The following is a 15,126-nucleotide window of genomic DNA, read 5'->3' on the forward strand; positions in this document are numbered from 1 at the left end:
AGGATGGGAAATTTCAGCTATAGCGTCCAAGACTGGCTTGTTATGCTTCCCATAAGTACTACCTATAGTTGGAAGCCCAGCATGCTGCTACGCCATATCCGTTACCTGCTGGCTGTCGCCGAGCACGGCAACTTCACCCGCGCCGCCGAAGCCTTGCATGTGTCCCAGCCGACGCTGTCGCAACAGATCAAGCAACTGGAGGACAGCCTCGGCGCGCCGCTGTTCGACCGCTCGGGGCGCACCGTGCGCCTGACCGATGCCGGCGAGGCCTATGTGCGTTATGCGCGGCTGGCCCTGCAGGACCTGGAGGCGGCCAAGCGGGCCATGCATGACGTGCAGGATCTGCGGCGCGGCTCGTTGCGCCTGGGCATGACCCCAACCTTCATCACGTACCTGGCGGGGCCGCTGCTGACCCGTTTCAACCAGCGTTATCCGGGGATCGCCCTGAGCCTCGAAGAAATGACCCAGGACCGGCTGGAAGCGGCCCTGGCCGAAGACCGCCTGGACCTGGGCATCGCCTTTGCCGGGCAGCACCTGCCGGACATCGACAGCCAGCTGTTGTTCGAGGAGAGCCTGAGCCTGATGGTCAGCCGCGAGCAGCAGCCGGAGTTACCGCGGGAGTTGTCGGCGGCCGAGCTGGAGCGGCAGCCGCTGGTGCTGCTCAGCGGCGATTTCGCCACCCGCCAGCATATCGATCGTTATTGTCGCGAGCAGGGCATAACGCCGCGCATCGCCATCGAAGCCAACTCCATCGGCGCCATTGTCGAGATCGTTCGCCGTGGGCAACTGGCGACCATCCTGCCGCTGGCCATTACCCAGGAGCAGCCGGGCCTGCGCCCGGTGATCCTGCAACCGGCCCTGGCGCCCCGCAGCGTGNGGGGCGCAAGGGCGCCTATCGCAGCGCCGCGTGCCAGGCTTTTCGCGAACTGCTGACGACTCAGGGCGTGGGCGCCGCCAGCCACTGATTGACCACGCCGGTGTAGAAGCCGGTGGCCTTGCTCAGGTGCAGCCACTGGTCGACGTAGCTTTTCCAGGCGATGTCGTCCCGTGGCAGCAGGAAGGCTTTTTCACTGTATTGCAGGTACTGCTCGGGGTTCACCGCGCACAGTCCCGGCTTGAGCTTTTGCTGGAAGCGCGCTTCGGAAGCGTCGGTGATCATCACGTCGGCCTTGTTCTGTAGCAGTTGCTCGAAGATGGTCACGTTGTCGGGAAACAGGGTCAGGTTGGCCTTGGGCAGGTGGGCCCGGGCGAAGACTTCGTTGGTGCCTCCCGGCGGCTCGATCAGGCGCACCGAAGGCTGGTTGATCTGTTCGACGGTCTGGTAGCGCTGTTTGTCGGCGCAACGCACCAGGGGGATTTTCCCGTCGACGCCCAGGGTGTCGCTGAAGAAGGCTTTCTTCTGCCGCTCCAGGGACACGGAAATACCGCCCACGGCGATGTCGCACTGGTTCGCCAGGAAGTCTGGCATCAGGGTTTTCCAGGTGGTCTTCACCCACTTCACCTCGACCCCCAGGCTTTGCGCCAGGGATTGCGCCATCGAAATGTCGATGCCTTCGTAGGCACCGTCCGCGCGCAGGTAGGTGTAGGGCTTGTAGTCGCCGGTGGTGCAGACGTTCAGGTGGCCGCGTTCGATGACCTGATCCAGGTGCGAGGCGTTTGTTGCGGCAAATGCCGGGGCGCTGAGGGTCAGCAGCGAGCAGAGCAGAAGGCGTGCTTTCATGCGGTCGATCCTTGATGACGAGGGGAGTGGCCGAGGGCGGCCCATTATTTGCGCCGGGCTCGAATGGGGCAAGGCGCATCGCCTGCCAGTGCGTTGCGCAGTGTTTTCGCCGAAAAAGTTTTGGCAAAGGGCCATGCCAACTATTTGTTGGCTTCTTTTTCACGAAACCTTGATGGTCGGCTACCTAAAGTTCGTGCTGTCGTGGGCAGTCATTGAATAACGGGCTTGTCGGCGACGCACTTCTTTCAAGGAACAAGCCGATCGTCATGCTGAACATTAAACCCCTGCGTCCCGAATGGGTGACGCTGATTGCCAGCGCCTTTTTATTACTGGGCTGCAACTTTGTGCTCTGGCAGCACCTGTTTAGCATTACCGCCTCGGACGGCCGCGGCATCGCCATGCGCGTGGCCTTCGGGGTGATGATCTTCTGTGCCTTCAACATAATCCTGACCTTGCTGGCGTTCCGCCGGGTACTCAAGCCGGTGCTGGTTCTATTGTTTATGGTCAGTGCCGGCGTGGCCTATTTCATGAGCCAGTACGGAGTGTTGATAGATGCCGGAATGTTTCGCAACTTCGCCGAAACCAATGCAACGGAAGTGCGTGACTTACTCTCGCTGAAGTTGCTTGGTTATATTCTGCTCCTGGGTGTATTGCCTTCCTGGTTATTGTTCAAGACCCCGATTAATTACCGTCGCTGGCACCGCGAGTTATTGAGCAAGTTGCTGGTTTCCGTTATTTGTGCGGCGGCCATCGGCGGGGTCGCCCTGGCCAACTATCAGGGGCTGGCCTCGCTGTTTCGCAATCACCATGAATTGCGCCTGATGCTAGTGCCGAGCAACTACGTGGGCGCTTCCATCGGTTACCTGCGCGAGCAAGTGGTCTCGGCGCGCCAGCCCTTCGTCAAGATCGGCGAGGACGCCCAGCGCAACCCGACCTGGCAGGGTCATGCGCGCAAGTCGCTGACGGTGCTGGTGGTCGGCGAAAGTGCCCGGGCCGAGAACTTCGGCGTGCTGGGCTACGAGCGTGACACCACGCCGAAACTCAGCCAGGAAAACGGCCTGATCGCTTTCACCGACGTGTCGTCCTGTGGCACCGAGACCGCGGTCTCGGTGCCCTGCATGTTCTCCAACATGGGGCGCAAGAACTACGACGCCAGCAAGGCGAAGAACGAGGAAGGGCTGCTGGACGTGCTCAAGCGCGCCGGGCTCGAGGTGATCTGGCGGGACAACCAGTCCGGCTGCAAGGGCACCTGCGACCGGGTGACCCTCGACGACGTCAGCAACCTCAAGGATCCGGCGCTCTGTGCCAACAGCGAATGCCGCGACGAAATCCTGCTCCAGGGCCTGCAGCATTTCATCGATACCCTGGACAAGGACACCGTATTGGTCCTGCACCAGATGGGCAGCCACGGGCCGGAATACTTCAAGCGCTACCCCAAGGAATACGAGCGCTTCACCCCGGTATGCCAGAGCAACGCCCTGAACAATTGCAGCCGCGAGAGCATCGTCAACGGCTACGACAATACCCTGCTGTACACCGACCACGTGCTGTCGACCCTGATCGACCTGCTGCGCAGCAACCAGGACAAGGTCGATACCGCCATGCTCTATCTGTCGGACCACGGCGAGTCCCTGGGCGAATACAACCTGTTCCTGCATGGCACGCCCTACATGCTCGCGCCGTCGCAGCAGAAACACGTGGCGATGCTGGCCTGGTTCTCGGACAGCTATCAGAAGGCGTTCTCGGTGGACACCCATTGCCTGCAACTGAGCCGGGAAAAGCCGCTGAGCCAGGACAACCTGTTCCACTCGATGCTCGGTCTGCTGGAGGTTGACAGCCAGGTCTACAAGCCCGACCTGGACCTGTTCGCCGGTTGCCGGGGCAGCGTGGTCGACGGCGTGCTGGCGCGGCAATGAAGCCTTGATCGGCGTTCGACCTTTTTTTCACGATCGGGGCGGTAACCTGTTTTTCATCCAAGACTTACAAGAGCCAGCAGATCCATGTCCGCGCACCCTCCATCCCCCCTCGAGCTTGAGTTCGCCAGGCGCTATGACCAGGCGCATGCGCGCGTCTGTGGCGACGAGCGTCCGCTCGGGCTGGGGCGGCGCCTGTCGCTGTGGCGCGACGAGTGGCTGGTTCGCCGCGCGCTGAAGGTGGCGGGCGAGCCGGGGCTGATTCTCGACCTGGCCTGTGGCGCGGGGCGCTTCTGGCCGGTGCTGGGCGAACACAGTAATAGGGTGATCCTGGCGGCGGACCCGTCCCAGGACATGCTCAACCACGCCCAGACCCACCATCCGGCCAGCCTGCTCAGGCGGGTCAGGACCTTCCAGAGTTCGTCGTTCAGCATCGGCCTGTCGGCCAACGCGGTGGACTGCATCGTCTGCCTGCAACTGTTCCCCCATGTCGCCAGCAGCGAGGCGCGTCTGGCATTGCTGGACGAGTTTCACCGGGTCAGTCGTGACGCGGTGATCCTCGCGGTGCGCATCGACAGTCGCCTCAAGGGGCTGCAGGACCGGCTGCTGGGCAGCCGCAGCCAGCAGCTGCAGCCTGAGCCATGGGGGCAGACCAGCCGGGCGCGGGTCGAGGCCGAATTCAAGGGCGCGGGGTTCGAAGTGCTCAGCCATCAGGATTTCATTCCCGGCTGTGCCGCCTGGCGGGTTTATGTACTGCGCAAACAGGGTTAGCCGACGGGGTGCGGACTATTCTTGTGGCCAGGCGCCGATTTCGCGCAGGCTCTTGTCGAGTGAATGCTCAGAAATCGCCGAGGGCGATATATACTGCGCGCCATTCTTCAAGGGAGAGCCGTGTGGCCATCGATATTCACTGGATTCGCGACAACGATAGCCTCGGTCAATTCTGCACCGAGTGGCAGAAGCTGCCATTCGTCGCCCTCGACACCGAATTCATGCGGGTCGACACCTTCTATCCGATCGCCGGCCTGTTGCAGGTCGGCGATGGCCAGCGCGCTTACCTCATCGACCCCTTGACCATCGACGACTGGCAGCCGCTGGCGGCCTTGCTGGAGAACAGCGCGGTGGTCAAGGTGGTGCACGCCTGCAGCGAGGACCTCGAAGTCCTGCTGCGCCTGACCGGCAGCCTGCCGGCGCCGTTGTTCGACACGCAACTGGCGGCCGCCTACCTGAACCTGGGTTTTTCCATGGGCTACTCGCGACTGGTCCAGGAAGTGCTGGGCATCGAGCTGCCCAAGGGCGAGACCCGCTCCGACTGGCTGCAGCGTCCGCTGTCGGAAACCCAGGTCAGCTACGCCGCCGAAGACGCCGTGCACCTGGCCGAGGTTTTCACCCAGCTGCGGCCGAAACTGTCCGAGGACAAATACAACTGGGTGCTGGAAGACGGCGCCGAGCTGGTGGCCAACCTGCGTCGCGAAGTCGATCCCTACGAGGTCTACCGCGAGGCCAAGCTGGCCTGGAAACTGTCCCGCGCGCAGCTGGCGGTCTTGCGTGAACTCTGCGCCTGGCGCGAGAGCGAGGCACGGGCACGGGACCTGCCGCGCAACCGGATCGTGCGCGAACACTCGCTGTGGCCGTTGGCCAAGAGCCAGCCGGACAGCCTCGGCGCCCTGGCGAAAATCGAAGACATGCACCCGCGCACCGTGCGTCAGGACGGCGAGTTCCTGCTGGGCCTGATCAAGCGTGCCGCCAGCGTTGGCCCCGACCAGTGGCCGCCGGCCGTCCCCGAGCCGTTGCCGATGGAAGCCTCGGCCCTGCTCAAGCGCCTGCGCGCCGTCGGCCAGGCCGAAGCCGAGCGCCTGGGCATCGCCCCGGAACTGATGCTGCGCAAGAAAACCCTGGAAAGCCTGCTCAAGAGCGGCTTTCCCAACGGACCCTACCAATTGCCCGATTCGCTGCGTGGCTGGCGCCGCGAATTGATGGGCCAGGCGCTGCTCGACAGCCTGGCCACCGCCGGAGAACAGCCATGAAACGTATCTGCTCCATCTACAAAAGCCCGCGCAAGAACGAGATGTACCTCTACGTGCTCAAGAGCGATGCCCTGGAGCGCGTGCCGGAAAACCTGCTGCTGGCGTTCGGCAAGCCGCAGCACGCCTTCGACCTGGTGCTGACCCCGGAGCGCAAGCTGTCGCGCGAGGACATTCACCAGGTGCTGGAGAACCTCGACAAGCAGGGTTACCACCTGCAGATGCCACCGGCCGAGGACGAGTACATCGAGCACTTGCCCGAAGAGCTGTTGCGCCGTAATGATCCGGTCTGACGGACACCTGTAGATGCCCTGTCCGGGGCATCCTTGAAAATGGAACTGACTATATCTGGCGGCTGCCGCGATCGATGGAGCGATACTCCGTCGGCGGCCGCCTGCACCGTTTTGTAAGGTTTGAACCATGCGCGTTCTGATTGCCGAACACGATCACGCTATTTATGCCCGTTTGTTGCGTCAGCTGGCACCTGACCTGGAAGTGCTCACCAGCGGCGACTCCGCCGAATTGTCGAAGCTGGCCGCGGACTGCGCGGTCTGGCTCGGCCAGCCGGACCTGCTGGCCACCCTGTTGCGCCAGGGCCACCAGCCACAGTGGCTGCAATCGACCTGGGCCGGCATCACGCCGCTGCTCGCCGACGGCCTGCCACGGCATTACCGGCTGACCCGCGCCGTGGGGATCTTTGGCCAGGTCATGGCCGAATACGTGCTCACCTATATGCTCGGCCACGAGCGCGAAGTCCTGGCGCGCCTGGTCAGCCAGGTCGAGCGCAAGTGGGATAACCGCACGGGCCAGAGCCTGGCCGGACGCAAGGTGCTGATCGTCGGCGCGGGCGATATCGGCCAGAGCGTGGCGCAGTTCCTGCTGCCATTCGGCGTCGAGCTGTACGGCATCGCCAGCGAAGCCCGGGAGCAGGCGCCGTTTATCGAAGTGGCGGCGTTGTCGGAGCTCGGGCGCCTGGTGGGCGAGGTGGATTATGTGGTCAACCTGCTGCCCAACACGCCGCACACTCATGATCTGTACAACGCGGCGCTGTTCAAGCAGTTCAAGCCGACCGGCCTGTTCATCAACACCGGCCGCGGGGTCGCGGTGGTCGATGCGGATCTGGTGGAGGCCTTGAAGGAAGGGCATCTGGCGGGGGCGGTGATCGACGTCTGCCGTCAGGAGCCGCTGCCGCAGCGCCATCCGTTCTGGACCGCCTGGGGCCTGCTGCTGACCGGCCACAGCTCGGCGCCGACTTCGCCGACCCTGATGGCGCAGTTGTTCATCGACAACCTGCGGGCCTATCAGGCCGACGCGGCGTTGCGTGGCGAAGTGGATTTCTCGCGGGGTTACTGAGGGGGATCACGAACTCTGTAGCCGCTGCCGAAGGCTGCGATCGCCCACAACGTGGGCGCAGGATCTGAAGATCGCTGAAGTCCTTCGGACTTATCGCAGCCTGCGGCAGCGGCTACAGGGATTGCATCAGGCTTACAGGCTGAAGTCGCCTTCGGCCACGGTTTCGCTCAGCGGGCGACGCGGGCTTGGCTCTTCACGGGCCTGCAGGTATTCGGCGAGGCTCGCCTTGTCGCCCAGCTTGCCGACGGCCACGGCGGCATGCAGGGCATAACCTTCTGGAATCTTCAGCTCCTTGCGGGTCAGTTCCTGGTCGAACCCGGCCATGCCGTGGGTGTGCCAGCCGCTGATGCTGGCTTGCAGCGCCAGGTGGCCCCAGGCCGAACCGGTGTCGAAGGTGTGCCACAGGGCCGGGGTTTCTTCGCTGGCGCCAGGCGCGGCGAAGGTGGTTTTCGAGATCACTATCACCAGCGCCGAGGCGTGCTGCGCCCAGCCACGGTTGAACTCGTTGAGCAGGCCGAGGAAACGTTCCCAGTTCGGCGTGTCGCGGCGCGCATAGAGGAAGCGCCACGGCTGCGAGTTATAGGCCGACGGTGCCCAGCGCGCGGCTTCGAAGAAGCTCAGCAGGGTTTCCTCGGGGATGGCTTCGCCGGTGAAGGCGCGCGGCGACCAGCGATCGGTGAACTGCGGGTGAATGGCGTACTCGGCAACGCGGGGATTGGCGCTCATGACAGAGATTCCTGGCTAGGTTTGAGAATGAGATGTGGATAAACCGGCGAGCGCAGTTGAACTGGGCAATGGGGTTTTTTCCTGACCCTGGGGCGGTTCACCGGTGCGACGCGGTCGAGCGCTAATGGCACGCGGACATAGGGCTTTGCGACAGGCAAAGCTACTGCGCCGCATGCGGCCTGACAAGTAGTGCCTTACCGACAGTCGCCGGCGCTTGGCCCAAGGGGCTGCTGGCACTAGACTGGCGGCCTTTTCCCTGTCCGATACCGATTACCTGAGCCATGGCCGCCAAAGTTGAACCCTTCTGGATCCGCAAAACCCTCGAACAACTCGATCAGGAGGAGTGGGAGTCGTTGTGCGATGGTTGTGGCCTGTGCTGCCTGCAGAAGCTCGAGGATGAAGACGACAACAGCGTCTACTACACCCGCATCGCCTGCAAACTGCTGGACCTGAAGACCTGCCAGTGCAGCGACTACGCCAACCGCCGCGCCTCGGTGCCGGACTGCATCCAGCTCACCCCGGGCAAGGCCGATGAGTTCAAATGGCTGCCGCCGACCTGCGGTTATCGCCTGGTCAGCGAGGGCAAGGACCTGCCGCTCTGGCACCATCTGGTGTGCGGTGACCGCGATGCGGTGCACCACGAGCGTATTTCCCAATCCGGACGCATGCTCGCCGAAGGCAGCGTGGCCGAAGAGGACTGGGAAGATCATCTGATTTTCCGCGCCGGCTGAAGCTACGCCGCGCTCGCGTTCAAGGTTGTTTCACGAAGGAGTGTGTATGGCTGTGGGGGCAAGGCTGGCGCTGGCTGGTTGGCTGCTGGTGCTCAGTGCGCCGGGGTGGGCGGCGAAAAAAGTCGATCTGGATTACCACGTGCGTCTGTTGCCGCAGAGCGACCAGGCGGAAGTGCGCCTGACCCTGGCGGACGGCGCGGCGGTGCGCAGCCTGGATTTCGACCTGGGCACCCATGGCGACTACAGCGACTTCAAGGCCGATGGCCAATGGCAGCCCGGCGCAGCCAAGGCCCCCGCGGTACAGCGTGGCGTATGGCGTCCGGCCAGCGGCAAGGCCAGCCTGAGCTACCGGGTGCGGATCAGCCACAGCCTGAAGAAAGACAGCTTCGACAGCCGCATGACCCCGCACTGGGCCTTGTTGCGTGGCGATGCGCTGGTACCGGCGGCGAAGCTCGACCAGCAGGACGGCATCGAGCTGGTGTCGCGCCTGGAGTTCGAGTTGCCTGCGGGTTGGAAAAGCGTGGAAACCGCCTGGCCGCGGATCGGCAAGAACCGCTTCCGTATCGATAACCCCGCGCGCCTGTTCGACCGCCCCACCGGCTGGATGCTGGCCGGCGCCCTGGGCAGTCGCCGCACCCGGCTGGGGGAAACCGAAGTCACGGTGGCCTCGCCGCAAGGGCAGGGCATGCGGCGCATGGATGTGCTGACCCTGCTGACCTTCGTCTGGCCGCAGATCCAGGCGACCTTTCCTCGTCATCCCAACAAGTTGCTGATCGTCGGCGCGGCCGACCCGATGTGGCGCGGCAGCCTGGCCGGGCACGATTCGCTGTTCCTGCACAGCCGCCTGCCGCTGGTCAGCGAGAGCGGCACCAGCCCGCTGCTGCGCGAGGTGATCCAGGCCTTTGCCCGGATCAACGACAGCGAGCGCAGCGACTGGATCGGCGAGGGGCTGGCGGAGTACTACGCCATCGAATTGATGCGCCGCGCCGGCGGCATGAGCGACGAGCGTTATCAGGCCCTGGAGGCTCGGTTGGCCAAGAGCGGCCAGGGCGTCGGCAGCCTGCGCGGCGAGCAGGTGGACGCGCCGGTGGTGGCCAGGGCCGTGCTGCTGTTGCAGGAACTGGATCGGGAGATCCGCCTGAAGACCCGCAACAAGCGTTCGCTGGATGACGTGACCCGGGCGGTGATGCGTCTGGAGCGGGTCAGCACCAAGGAGTTCGTCCAGCTCAGCGAGACGGTGCTGGACGGCTCGTCGAAGGTGCTCGACAGCGATTTGTTGCGCTAGCGCAATCGACCGCTTTGCGGTCATCGCGAGCAAGCTTCGCTCCTACANTTTTGTAGGAGCGAAGCTTGCTCGCGATAGCGTCCCGTCATTCAACGCGAGTTTCGCGTCCGACTATCAACCCCCGGTCTTGGGCGATTGCAGCGAATCCTTGCCTGTCGCAGTACGCTTCGCCGCCTCGGCATTGGCCTTGAGGGTCTTGAGTTCCGCGCCGGCGCGCTCGATCTTCGCCCGCACGTTCTGCATGTCCTGGCGGCTTTTCTCCAGCAGGCTTTTCGCCGAGCTGTGGCCGGTGATGCCGCGGGCCAGGGCGACCCCGCCGATGGCCACCTGGATCAGGCCGAACACCCCGCCACGGCGCAGGCCCTTGCCGACCATCGCCACGCCGCCGGCCAGCGAGCCGATGCGCTCCCAGCCCTGTACGTTCTGCTCCGGCGGGCTCTGCAAGGGAGTGCTTGCAATAGCTTCCAGTTGTTTGCTGTCGCTCATGATCTGTCTCCAGAGGGGATGGATATAAAGCTGACTGCGCTGGCGCGTCGCTTGTTCCATCGGATGGGCTGCGAACTCGGAACAGCGCTTAAAACTTGGGACCGGAGCGGGTGTTGTTGCCCTTGGCCAGGCGGTCGTAGAGCACCACATTGACGGTAGCGGCGAGGTTCATGCAGCCGGTGGTCGGGATGTAGACCACGTCTTCGCACCAGTCGCGGATGTCCTTGTCCAGGGAGCCGTCTTCCGGGCCGAAGATGTACAGCGCGCGATCCGGGTGGGTGTACTCCGGCAGCGAGCGGGCGCCCTCCACCAGCTCCACCGCCACCGGCACGCAGCCCAGGGGCAGGATCTTCTTCAGGTCGTCGATGCCGATCAGCGGAATGTCCTGGTGGACCTTCTTGGTGTCGGTGACGAAGTCGCGGGCCCGTTCATAGCGCTTGCCGGTGTAGAACACCGACGCGACGCCATAGCAGCCGGCGGCGCGCATCACCGAACCAACGTTCTCCGGTGACTTGGGGTTATACAAACCAATGCAGCTGTACCTTTTGTTTGCCACGAGCGGGGTGCCTTCGAGAAAAACCGCGATTATACGGGGATTGTCGGCCGGCGGTTGGATCCGGCAAACGCATCGCGGGNTCTGTAGGAGCGAGGCTTGCCCGCGAGAGGCCGGTCCTGTCGAACCGGAGAGAGCGATGGTTACTCGTCGTCTTTCTTCATCAACCCCGCCAATGCGGCGAAGGGGTTGTGGGTGGCCTTGGCGACTTTCGGCGTGCTCAGGGAGCCGTCGCCGAAGTACTGCTGGTCGGTGTAGCGCGAGTGTTCGTTGTCGTGGCAGTACAGGCACAGCAGTTCCCAGTTGGAACCGTCCTGCGGGTTGTTGTCGTGGTTGTGGTCGCGGTGGTGCACGGTCAGCTCGCTCAGGCGCTTGCCGGAGAACTCGCGGGCGCAGCGCCCACAGACGTGCGGGTACATCTTCAGGGCCTTGTCGCGGTAGCCCATCTCGCGGTCGCGCTGGGCGTCGGCGAGGATGCGGTCGAGCTTGGAGGTGTTGGTCGAACTCATGGGTTCACCTTTATGCAAAGACTAATGACGGTAATGAGCCAAGTTTAGCTCAGGCCTTGAGCTTCTCGGCAATCCAGATGGTGTGGCGGGTGCCCTTGTTGCCGTGGGCGAAGACCTGCACTTGCTCGGCCTTGAAGCCGGCTTTACGCAGCTTGTCGGAATACTGCTTGTCGGCGCTGGCCGACCACACGGCCAGCACGCCCTTGGGCCGCAGGGCCCGGGCGCAGGCCGCCAGCCCGGCGGCGGAGTACAGCCAGCTGTTGGCCTTCTGGGTCAGGCCTTCGGGGCCGTTGTCGACGTCGAGCATGATCGCGTCGAACCCCTGGGGCTCGGCCTGCAGTACCTTGGCCACGTCTTCCATGCGGATCACCGTGCGCGGGTCGAGCAACGGCCGGCCGGATTTCTCCCCCAGCGGCCCGCGGTTCCATTCCACCACCCCCGGCACCAACTCGGCGACCACCACTTCGGCGCCCTTGCCCAGGTGCTTGAGGGCCGAGGCGAGGGTGAAGCCCATGCCCAGGCCGCCGATCAGTACCCGCGAATTCGGGCGCCCGGCCACTTTGCGGCAGGGGATCTCGGCCAGGGCGTCTTCGGAACCGTGCATGCGCGTGTTCATCAGTTGCCCGCCGTCGCCGCCCTGGATCTTGATGACAAAATCCTCGCCGTATTCGAACAGGCACAAGGCACCGCCATTTTCGGGAATCGGGGTGGTGTCCAGCAGAACGAAACGTTTCATGAGGGTCTCAATGAGGAAGGCAAACCGGCCCGGTTGGGAGTAGCCTGAGGGCTGACAATAGCGATGGAGCCATTGATGAAGCGCACTATTCTAACGGTCATTGCCCGCACAGCGCTCTTGCTAAGTGCGGCGCTCGCGATGAGCGCCGTGCACGCCGAGGAACTGCAGGCCGTGCCCGTGACGCCGGTCCCCGCCGCCGGCTCGCCCGGCACCGCGACCCCGACCCCTTATCCCCAGGTCACGCCGCCCAGCACCCCCAAGGCCTCGGCCCATGGCGGCGCGCCATTGCTGCCGCCGATCGACATGCCCAAGCCGCCGAAGGACCAGCCCCTGCCAGGGTTGGAGCAGAACCAGACGAAAACCAAGACGCCGGGTGGCTAGACCTGTTGCGACAGCAACTGCCCGTCGGCCATGCGCAGGCGCTTGGACAGTGAAACGGCGAGGGCGCGGATGATCTTGGCGGCGATCTTCGGTGCGTCGTTGAGCATTTTCTCCAGCGAGTCCTTGCCCAGGTTGAGCAGCCGGCAATCGCTGGCGGCCACGCAACTGGCCGAACGCCGCTCGCCATCGAGCACCGCCATCTCGCCAAAGGCCCGACCGCTGCGCAGGGTGGCGATGGTTACGCGCACGCCTTCGCTGTTGGTCTTCTGCACCGCCACCTGGCCGGAATGGATGATGCACATGAAGCTGCCGGCATCGCCTTCGCGGAAGATTTCCTGGCCCTGGGCGATGCTGCTGATGCTGAAGTAACCGGCGGCGGCGTTGAAGTCGGCCGGCAAGAGTTGATCGAACAATCCGCAGTCCATCAGCCAATCGCGGATTTCGTTGTTCAACAAGGTAGGTTCTGGCATGTCGTCACGGTCTTTTTCTTGTGTCTGTTGCGGTCCCGGGCGTTTGCAGTATGGCCTGGAATCGGCGGTCCCGTGTTAAGACAGGAGCGCCGGCCGGAGTTCCTCAGGCGATGCCCAGAATCTTGAAAACAAATGCATATTCGAGCGCTACGTCACGCAATCCCTGGTAACGCCCGCTCATGCCGCCGTGTCCGGCGCCCAGCTCGGTCTTGAGCAGCAGCAGGTTGTCGTCGGTCTTGGTGGCGCGCAGCCGGGCCACCCACTTGGCCGCTTCCCAGTACTGCACGCGGCTGTCGTTGTAGCCGGCGATCACCAGGGTCGCCGGATAGGCCTTGGCCTCGACATTCTCGTAGGGCGCGTAGGCCTTGATCCGCGCGTAGACCTCGGGCTCCTCGGGGTTGCCCCATTCGTCGTACTCGGTGACGGTCAGCGGCAGCTCGGGGTCGAGCATGGTGTTGAGCACATCGACGAACGGCACCTCGGCGATCGCTGCCTTGAACAGTTCCGGGCGCTGGTTGAGCACCGCGCCGATCAACAGGCCGCCGGCGCTGCCGCCGCTGATGGCCAGTTGTCCGGAAGTGGTCAGGCCCTGGGCGATCAGGTGTTCGGCGCAGGCGATGAAGTCGCTGAAGGTGTTCTGCTTGTGTTCCTGCTTGCCGGCGCGGTACCAGGCTTCGCCCAGCTCGCCGCCGCCCCGCACATGGGCAATGGCGAAGGCTACGCCACGCTCCAGCAGGCTCAGGCGGGCATGGGAGAACCAGGGGTCGAGGCTTTCGCCGTAGGCACCGTAGCCGTAGAGGTACAGCGGTGCCGGCCGGCCCAGGGCTTCGCGCTTGATCACCAGGCTGATCGGCACCTGGGTGCCATCGGCGGCGGTCGCCCACAGGCGCTGGCTGACATAGGCATCCGGGTCGAAGACGCCCAGTACCGGGGTTTCCTTGAGCACTTTCTGTTCGCCGTCGGCCAGTTCCAGCTGGCGGATCTGCGCCGGGCGGTTCAGCGCCTCGTAGCGCAGGCGGATAAGCGGGCTGACGAACTCCAGGCTGTTCTGCACATGCAGGCTGTAGGCCGCATCCGGCAGTTGCACGCGATAGGCCGGCAGGCCTTCGGGATGCACCTCGATGATCGGCAGGCCGCCTTCGCGCAGGCTCAGGGTCATGGCCGAGTCGTTCAGGCTCAGGCCTTCGAGCATCACGCTGTCGCTGTGGGGGATCAGGTTCTGCCAGTCGGCTTCACCTGGCACCGTGCCCTGGTCCGGCGCCTGGTAGAGGGCGAAGTTGATGCCGTCGCGGTTGCTGCGGATAAACCAGGTCCACTGGCCGTCGAGCAGGCCGTGGTCGACGTCGTACTCATGGTGCTCGACCCGCGGCGCCAGGCAGGTGAAGGCGTGTTGCGGCTGCGTCGCGTCGAGTACCCAGACCTCGCTGGTGGTCTTGCTGCCCAGGGACAGCAGCAGCTGTTTCTCCGAGCTTGAGCGATAGCAATGGAGGAAGAACCGTCCGTCCGGCTCATGGAACACTTCCTCGGCGGCGGTGCCGTCCAGGCGATATCGGAACAGTTTGTGCGGGCGATGGGTGTCGTCCAGCACACCGAAGAACAGGGTCAGGCTGTCGTTGGCCCAGGTCATGCTGCCGTCGCAATCGGCGAACTCCAGCTCGCTGACCTTGCCGCTGGACAGTTCCTTGACGAACAGGCTGTAGACCTCTTCGCCGCTGGTGTCGAGGCTGTAGGCCAGGCGCTGGTGGTCGGGGCTGATGCTGAAGGCACCGAGGGAGAAGAAGCCGCCGTTGGCCAGCTCGTTCGGGTCCAGCAGCAGCTGTTCCTGGCTTTCGTCGACAGTCAGACTATCATCGGCCGGACGCGGGCAACGGTAGTGCCGGGCGTATTCGTCGCCGGCGGTGGTGCGGGTGTAATACAGGTACGGGCCCCAGGGCGAGGGCAGGGACAGGTCGGTCTCCAGGATCCGTCCCTTGATTTCCTGGAACAGGGTTTCGCGCAGCTCGGCCTGGTCGGCGAGGGCGGCTTCCTGGTAGCTGTTTTCGGCCTTCAGGTAATCGAACACGGCGTCGGTGTCGCGCTCCTGGAGCCAGGCGTACGGGTCCGGGCCTTCGGCCTTGTGGGCGATCGGGGCACTGGTGACGGGGGCGGATACGGGCATGAAGGGCTCTCGGGGCGGTGACAATTAAGGGCGCGGCAGACGGCGGTGCAGCCTGACATGCGAAAAGCCGTTATCATAAGC

The 15,126-nt window shown here is 64.1% G+C and carries 16 protein-coding genes and 1 pseudogene; 9 read left to right on the plus strand and 8 right to left on the minus strand.

The annotated features are described in order from the left end of the window. Positions 1–81: 81 nt before the first annotated feature. Positions 82–965 (plus strand): annotated as a pseudogene (cynR, locus tag ACTJKT_RS21775) (transcriptional regulator CynR). Here the strand turns inward: cynR and ACTJKT_RS21780 are convergent. Then, the gene (locus ACTJKT_RS21780; protein ID WP_440788537.1) at positions 938–1,720 is read right to left on the minus strand and encodes a transporter substrate-binding domain-containing protein; all 783 of its coding nucleotides are present in this window, start codon (positions 1,718–1,720) and stop codon (positions 938–940) included. The pseudogene cynR and the gene ACTJKT_RS21780 overlap by 28 nt on opposite strands. 266 nt (positions 1,721–1,986) lie before the next feature. On the opposite strand from ACTJKT_RS21780, the gene ACTJKT_RS21785 reads away from it, so the two are divergent. The 5 genes from ACTJKT_RS21785 (at position 1,987) to ACTJKT_RS21805 (ending at position 7,010) form a co-directional block, all read left to right on the plus strand. Next, positions 1,987–3,636 (plus strand): phosphoethanolamine transferase, encoded by a 1,650-nt coding sequence (locus tag ACTJKT_RS21785; protein ID WP_440788539.1) that lies wholly within the window; start codon positions 1,987–1,989, stop codon positions 3,634–3,636. 84 nt (positions 3,637–3,720) lie between these two features. Next, a complete protein-coding gene (locus ACTJKT_RS21790) occupies positions 3,721–4,404 on the plus strand; it encodes a class I SAM-dependent methyltransferase (RefSeq protein WP_440788540.1) in 684 nt (227 codons plus the stop codon). 122 nt (positions 4,405–4,526) lie between these two features. Beyond that, on the plus strand, positions 4,527–5,660 hold the full coding sequence (gene rnd, locus ACTJKT_RS21795) for a ribonuclease D (protein WP_440788541.1): 1,134 nt from the start codon (positions 4,527–4,529) through the stop codon (positions 5,658–5,660). After that, on the plus strand, positions 5,657–5,950 hold the full coding sequence (locus ACTJKT_RS21800) for a YcgL domain-containing protein (protein ID WP_053277841.1): 294 nt from the start codon (positions 5,657–5,659) through the stop codon (positions 5,948–5,950). Before rnd ends, ACTJKT_RS21800 begins: the two co-directional genes overlap by 4 nt. A 127-nt stretch (positions 5,951–6,077) precedes the next feature. After that, positions 6,078–7,010 (plus strand): D-2-hydroxyacid dehydrogenase, encoded by a 933-nt coding sequence (locus tag ACTJKT_RS21805; RefSeq protein ID WP_440788542.1) that lies wholly within the window; start codon positions 6,078–6,080, stop codon positions 7,008–7,010. Positions 7,011–7,142: 132 nt separating this feature from the next. On the opposite strand, the gene ACTJKT_RS21810 is transcribed toward ACTJKT_RS21805, so the two are convergent. Further along, a complete protein-coding gene (locus ACTJKT_RS21810) occupies positions 7,143–7,736 on the minus strand; it encodes a nitroreductase family protein (protein ID WP_440788543.1) in 594 nt (197 codons plus the stop codon). A 281-nt stretch (positions 7,737–8,017) separates the two neighbouring features. Between ACTJKT_RS21810 and ACTJKT_RS21815 the strand changes: the two genes are divergently transcribed. Both ACTJKT_RS21815 and ACTJKT_RS21820 read left to right on the plus strand, forming a co-directional pair. Beyond that, positions 8,018–8,467, plus strand: coding sequence for a YcgN family cysteine cluster protein (locus ACTJKT_RS21815; RefSeq protein WP_440788544.1), 450 nt, complete (start codon positions 8,018–8,020; stop codon positions 8,465–8,467). A gap of 46 nt (positions 8,468–8,513) precedes the next feature. Continuing rightward, a complete protein-coding gene (locus ACTJKT_RS21820) occupies positions 8,514–9,752 on the plus strand; it encodes a hypothetical protein (RefSeq protein ID WP_440788545.1) in 1,239 nt (412 codons plus the stop codon). Between the two features lie 114 nt (positions 9,753–9,866). On the opposite strand, the gene ACTJKT_RS21825 is transcribed toward ACTJKT_RS21820, so the two are convergent. From ACTJKT_RS21825 to ACTJKT_RS21840, 4 genes are all read right to left on the minus strand, one after another. After that, entirely contained in the window at positions 9,867–10,238 is a 372-nt protein-coding gene (locus tag ACTJKT_RS21825; protein WP_440788546.1) for a YgaP family membrane protein, read from the minus strand. An 88-nt stretch (positions 10,239–10,326) separates the two neighbouring features. Next, positions 10,327–10,794 carry an RNA methyltransferase gene (locus tag ACTJKT_RS21830; protein WP_007926908.1) on the minus strand — a complete coding sequence of 156 codons (468 nt, stop codon included), beginning with the start codon at positions 10,792–10,794 and terminating at the stop codon, positions 10,327–10,329. Positions 10,795–10,934: 140 nt separating this feature from the next. Further along, on the minus strand, positions 10,935–11,300 hold the full coding sequence (locus ACTJKT_RS21835; RefSeq protein WP_440788547.1) for a YajD family HNH nuclease: 366 nt from the start codon (positions 11,298–11,300) through the stop codon (positions 10,935–10,937). A 49-nt stretch (positions 11,301–11,349) separates the two neighbouring features. After that, positions 11,350–12,036 (minus strand): hypothetical protein, encoded by a 687-nt coding sequence (locus tag ACTJKT_RS21840; RefSeq protein ID WP_009047571.1) that lies wholly within the window; start codon positions 12,034–12,036, stop codon positions 11,350–11,352. Between the two features lie 75 nt (positions 12,037–12,111). Here ACTJKT_RS21840 and ACTJKT_RS21845 point away from each other — a divergent pair, with 75 nt between their 5' ends. Continuing rightward, positions 12,112–12,417 (plus strand): hypothetical protein, encoded by a 306-nt coding sequence (locus tag ACTJKT_RS21845; protein WP_097302391.1) that lies wholly within the window; start codon positions 12,112–12,114, stop codon positions 12,415–12,417. On the opposite strand, the gene ACTJKT_RS21850 is transcribed toward ACTJKT_RS21845, so the two are convergent. Together ACTJKT_RS21850 and ACTJKT_RS21855 are read right to left on the minus strand one after the other, a co-directional pair. Then, the gene (locus ACTJKT_RS21850) at positions 12,414–12,887 is read right to left on the minus strand and encodes a cyclic nucleotide-binding domain-containing protein (RefSeq protein WP_009042620.1); all 474 of its coding nucleotides are present in this window, start codon (positions 12,885–12,887) and stop codon (positions 12,414–12,416) included. The two genes, ACTJKT_RS21845 and ACTJKT_RS21850, sit on opposite strands and share 4 nt — an antisense overlap. Positions 12,888–12,990: 103 nt before the next feature. Then, entirely contained in the window at positions 12,991–15,045 is a 2,055-nt protein-coding gene (locus tag ACTJKT_RS21855; protein ID WP_440788548.1) for a S9 family peptidase, read from the minus strand. Between the last annotated feature and the right edge of the window lie 81 nt (positions 15,046–15,126).

The organism is Pseudomonas sp. 22526, assembly GCF_052044735.1.
Taxonomy (GTDB): domain Bacteria; phylum Pseudomonadota; class Gammaproteobacteria; order Pseudomonadales; family Pseudomonadaceae; genus Aquipseudomonas; species Aquipseudomonas piscium.

Coding starts and splice junctions, on each gene's coding strand:
- ACTJKT_RS21780 (WP_440788537.1), bottom strand. CDS start 1,720: ATGAAAGCACGCCTTCTGCTCTGCTCGCTGCTGACCCTCAGCGCCCCG.
- ACTJKT_RS21785 (WP_440788539.1), top strand. CDS start 1,987: ATGCTGAACATTAAACCCCTGCGTCCCGAATGGGTGACGCTGATTGCC.
- ACTJKT_RS21790 (WP_440788540.1), top strand. CDS start 3,721: ATGTCCGCGCACCCTCCATCCCCCCTCGAGCTTGAGTTCGCCAGGCGC.
- ACTJKT_RS21800 (WP_053277841.1), top strand. CDS start 5,657: ATGAAACGTATCTGCTCCATCTACAAAAGCCCGCGCAAGAACGAGATG.
- ACTJKT_RS21805 (WP_440788542.1), top strand. CDS start 6,078: ATGCGCGTTCTGATTGCCGAACACGATCACGCTATTTATGCCCGTTTG.
- ACTJKT_RS21810 (WP_440788543.1), bottom strand. CDS start 7,736: ATGAGCGCCAATCCCCGCGTTGCCGAGTACGCCATTCACCCGCAGTTC.
- ACTJKT_RS21815 (WP_440788544.1), top strand. CDS start 8,018: ATGGCCGCCAAAGTTGAACCCTTCTGGATCCGCAAAACCCTCGAACAA.
- ACTJKT_RS21820 (WP_440788545.1), top strand. CDS start 8,514: ATGGCTGTGGGGGCAAGGCTGGCGCTGGCTGGTTGGCTGCTGGTGCTC.
- ACTJKT_RS21825 (WP_440788546.1), bottom strand. CDS start 10,238: ATGAGCGACAGCAAACAACTGGAAGCTATTGCAAGCACTCCCTTGCAG.
- ACTJKT_RS21835 (WP_440788547.1), bottom strand. CDS start 11,300: ATGAGTTCGACCAACACCTCCAAGCTCGACCGCATCCTCGCCGACGCC.
- ACTJKT_RS21840 (WP_009047571.1), bottom strand. CDS start 12,036: ATGAAACGTTTCGTTCTGCTGGACACCACCCCGATTCCCGAAAATGGC.
- ACTJKT_RS21845 (WP_097302391.1), top strand. CDS start 12,112: ATGAAGCGCACTATTCTAACGGTCATTGCCCGCACAGCGCTCTTGCTA.
- ACTJKT_RS21850 (WP_009042620.1), bottom strand. CDS start 12,887: ATGCCAGAACCTACCTTGTTGAACAACGAAATCCGCGATTGGCTGATG.
- ACTJKT_RS21855 (WP_440788548.1), bottom strand. CDS start 15,045: ATGCCCGTATCCGCCCCCGTCACCAGTGCCCCGATCGCCCACAAGGCC.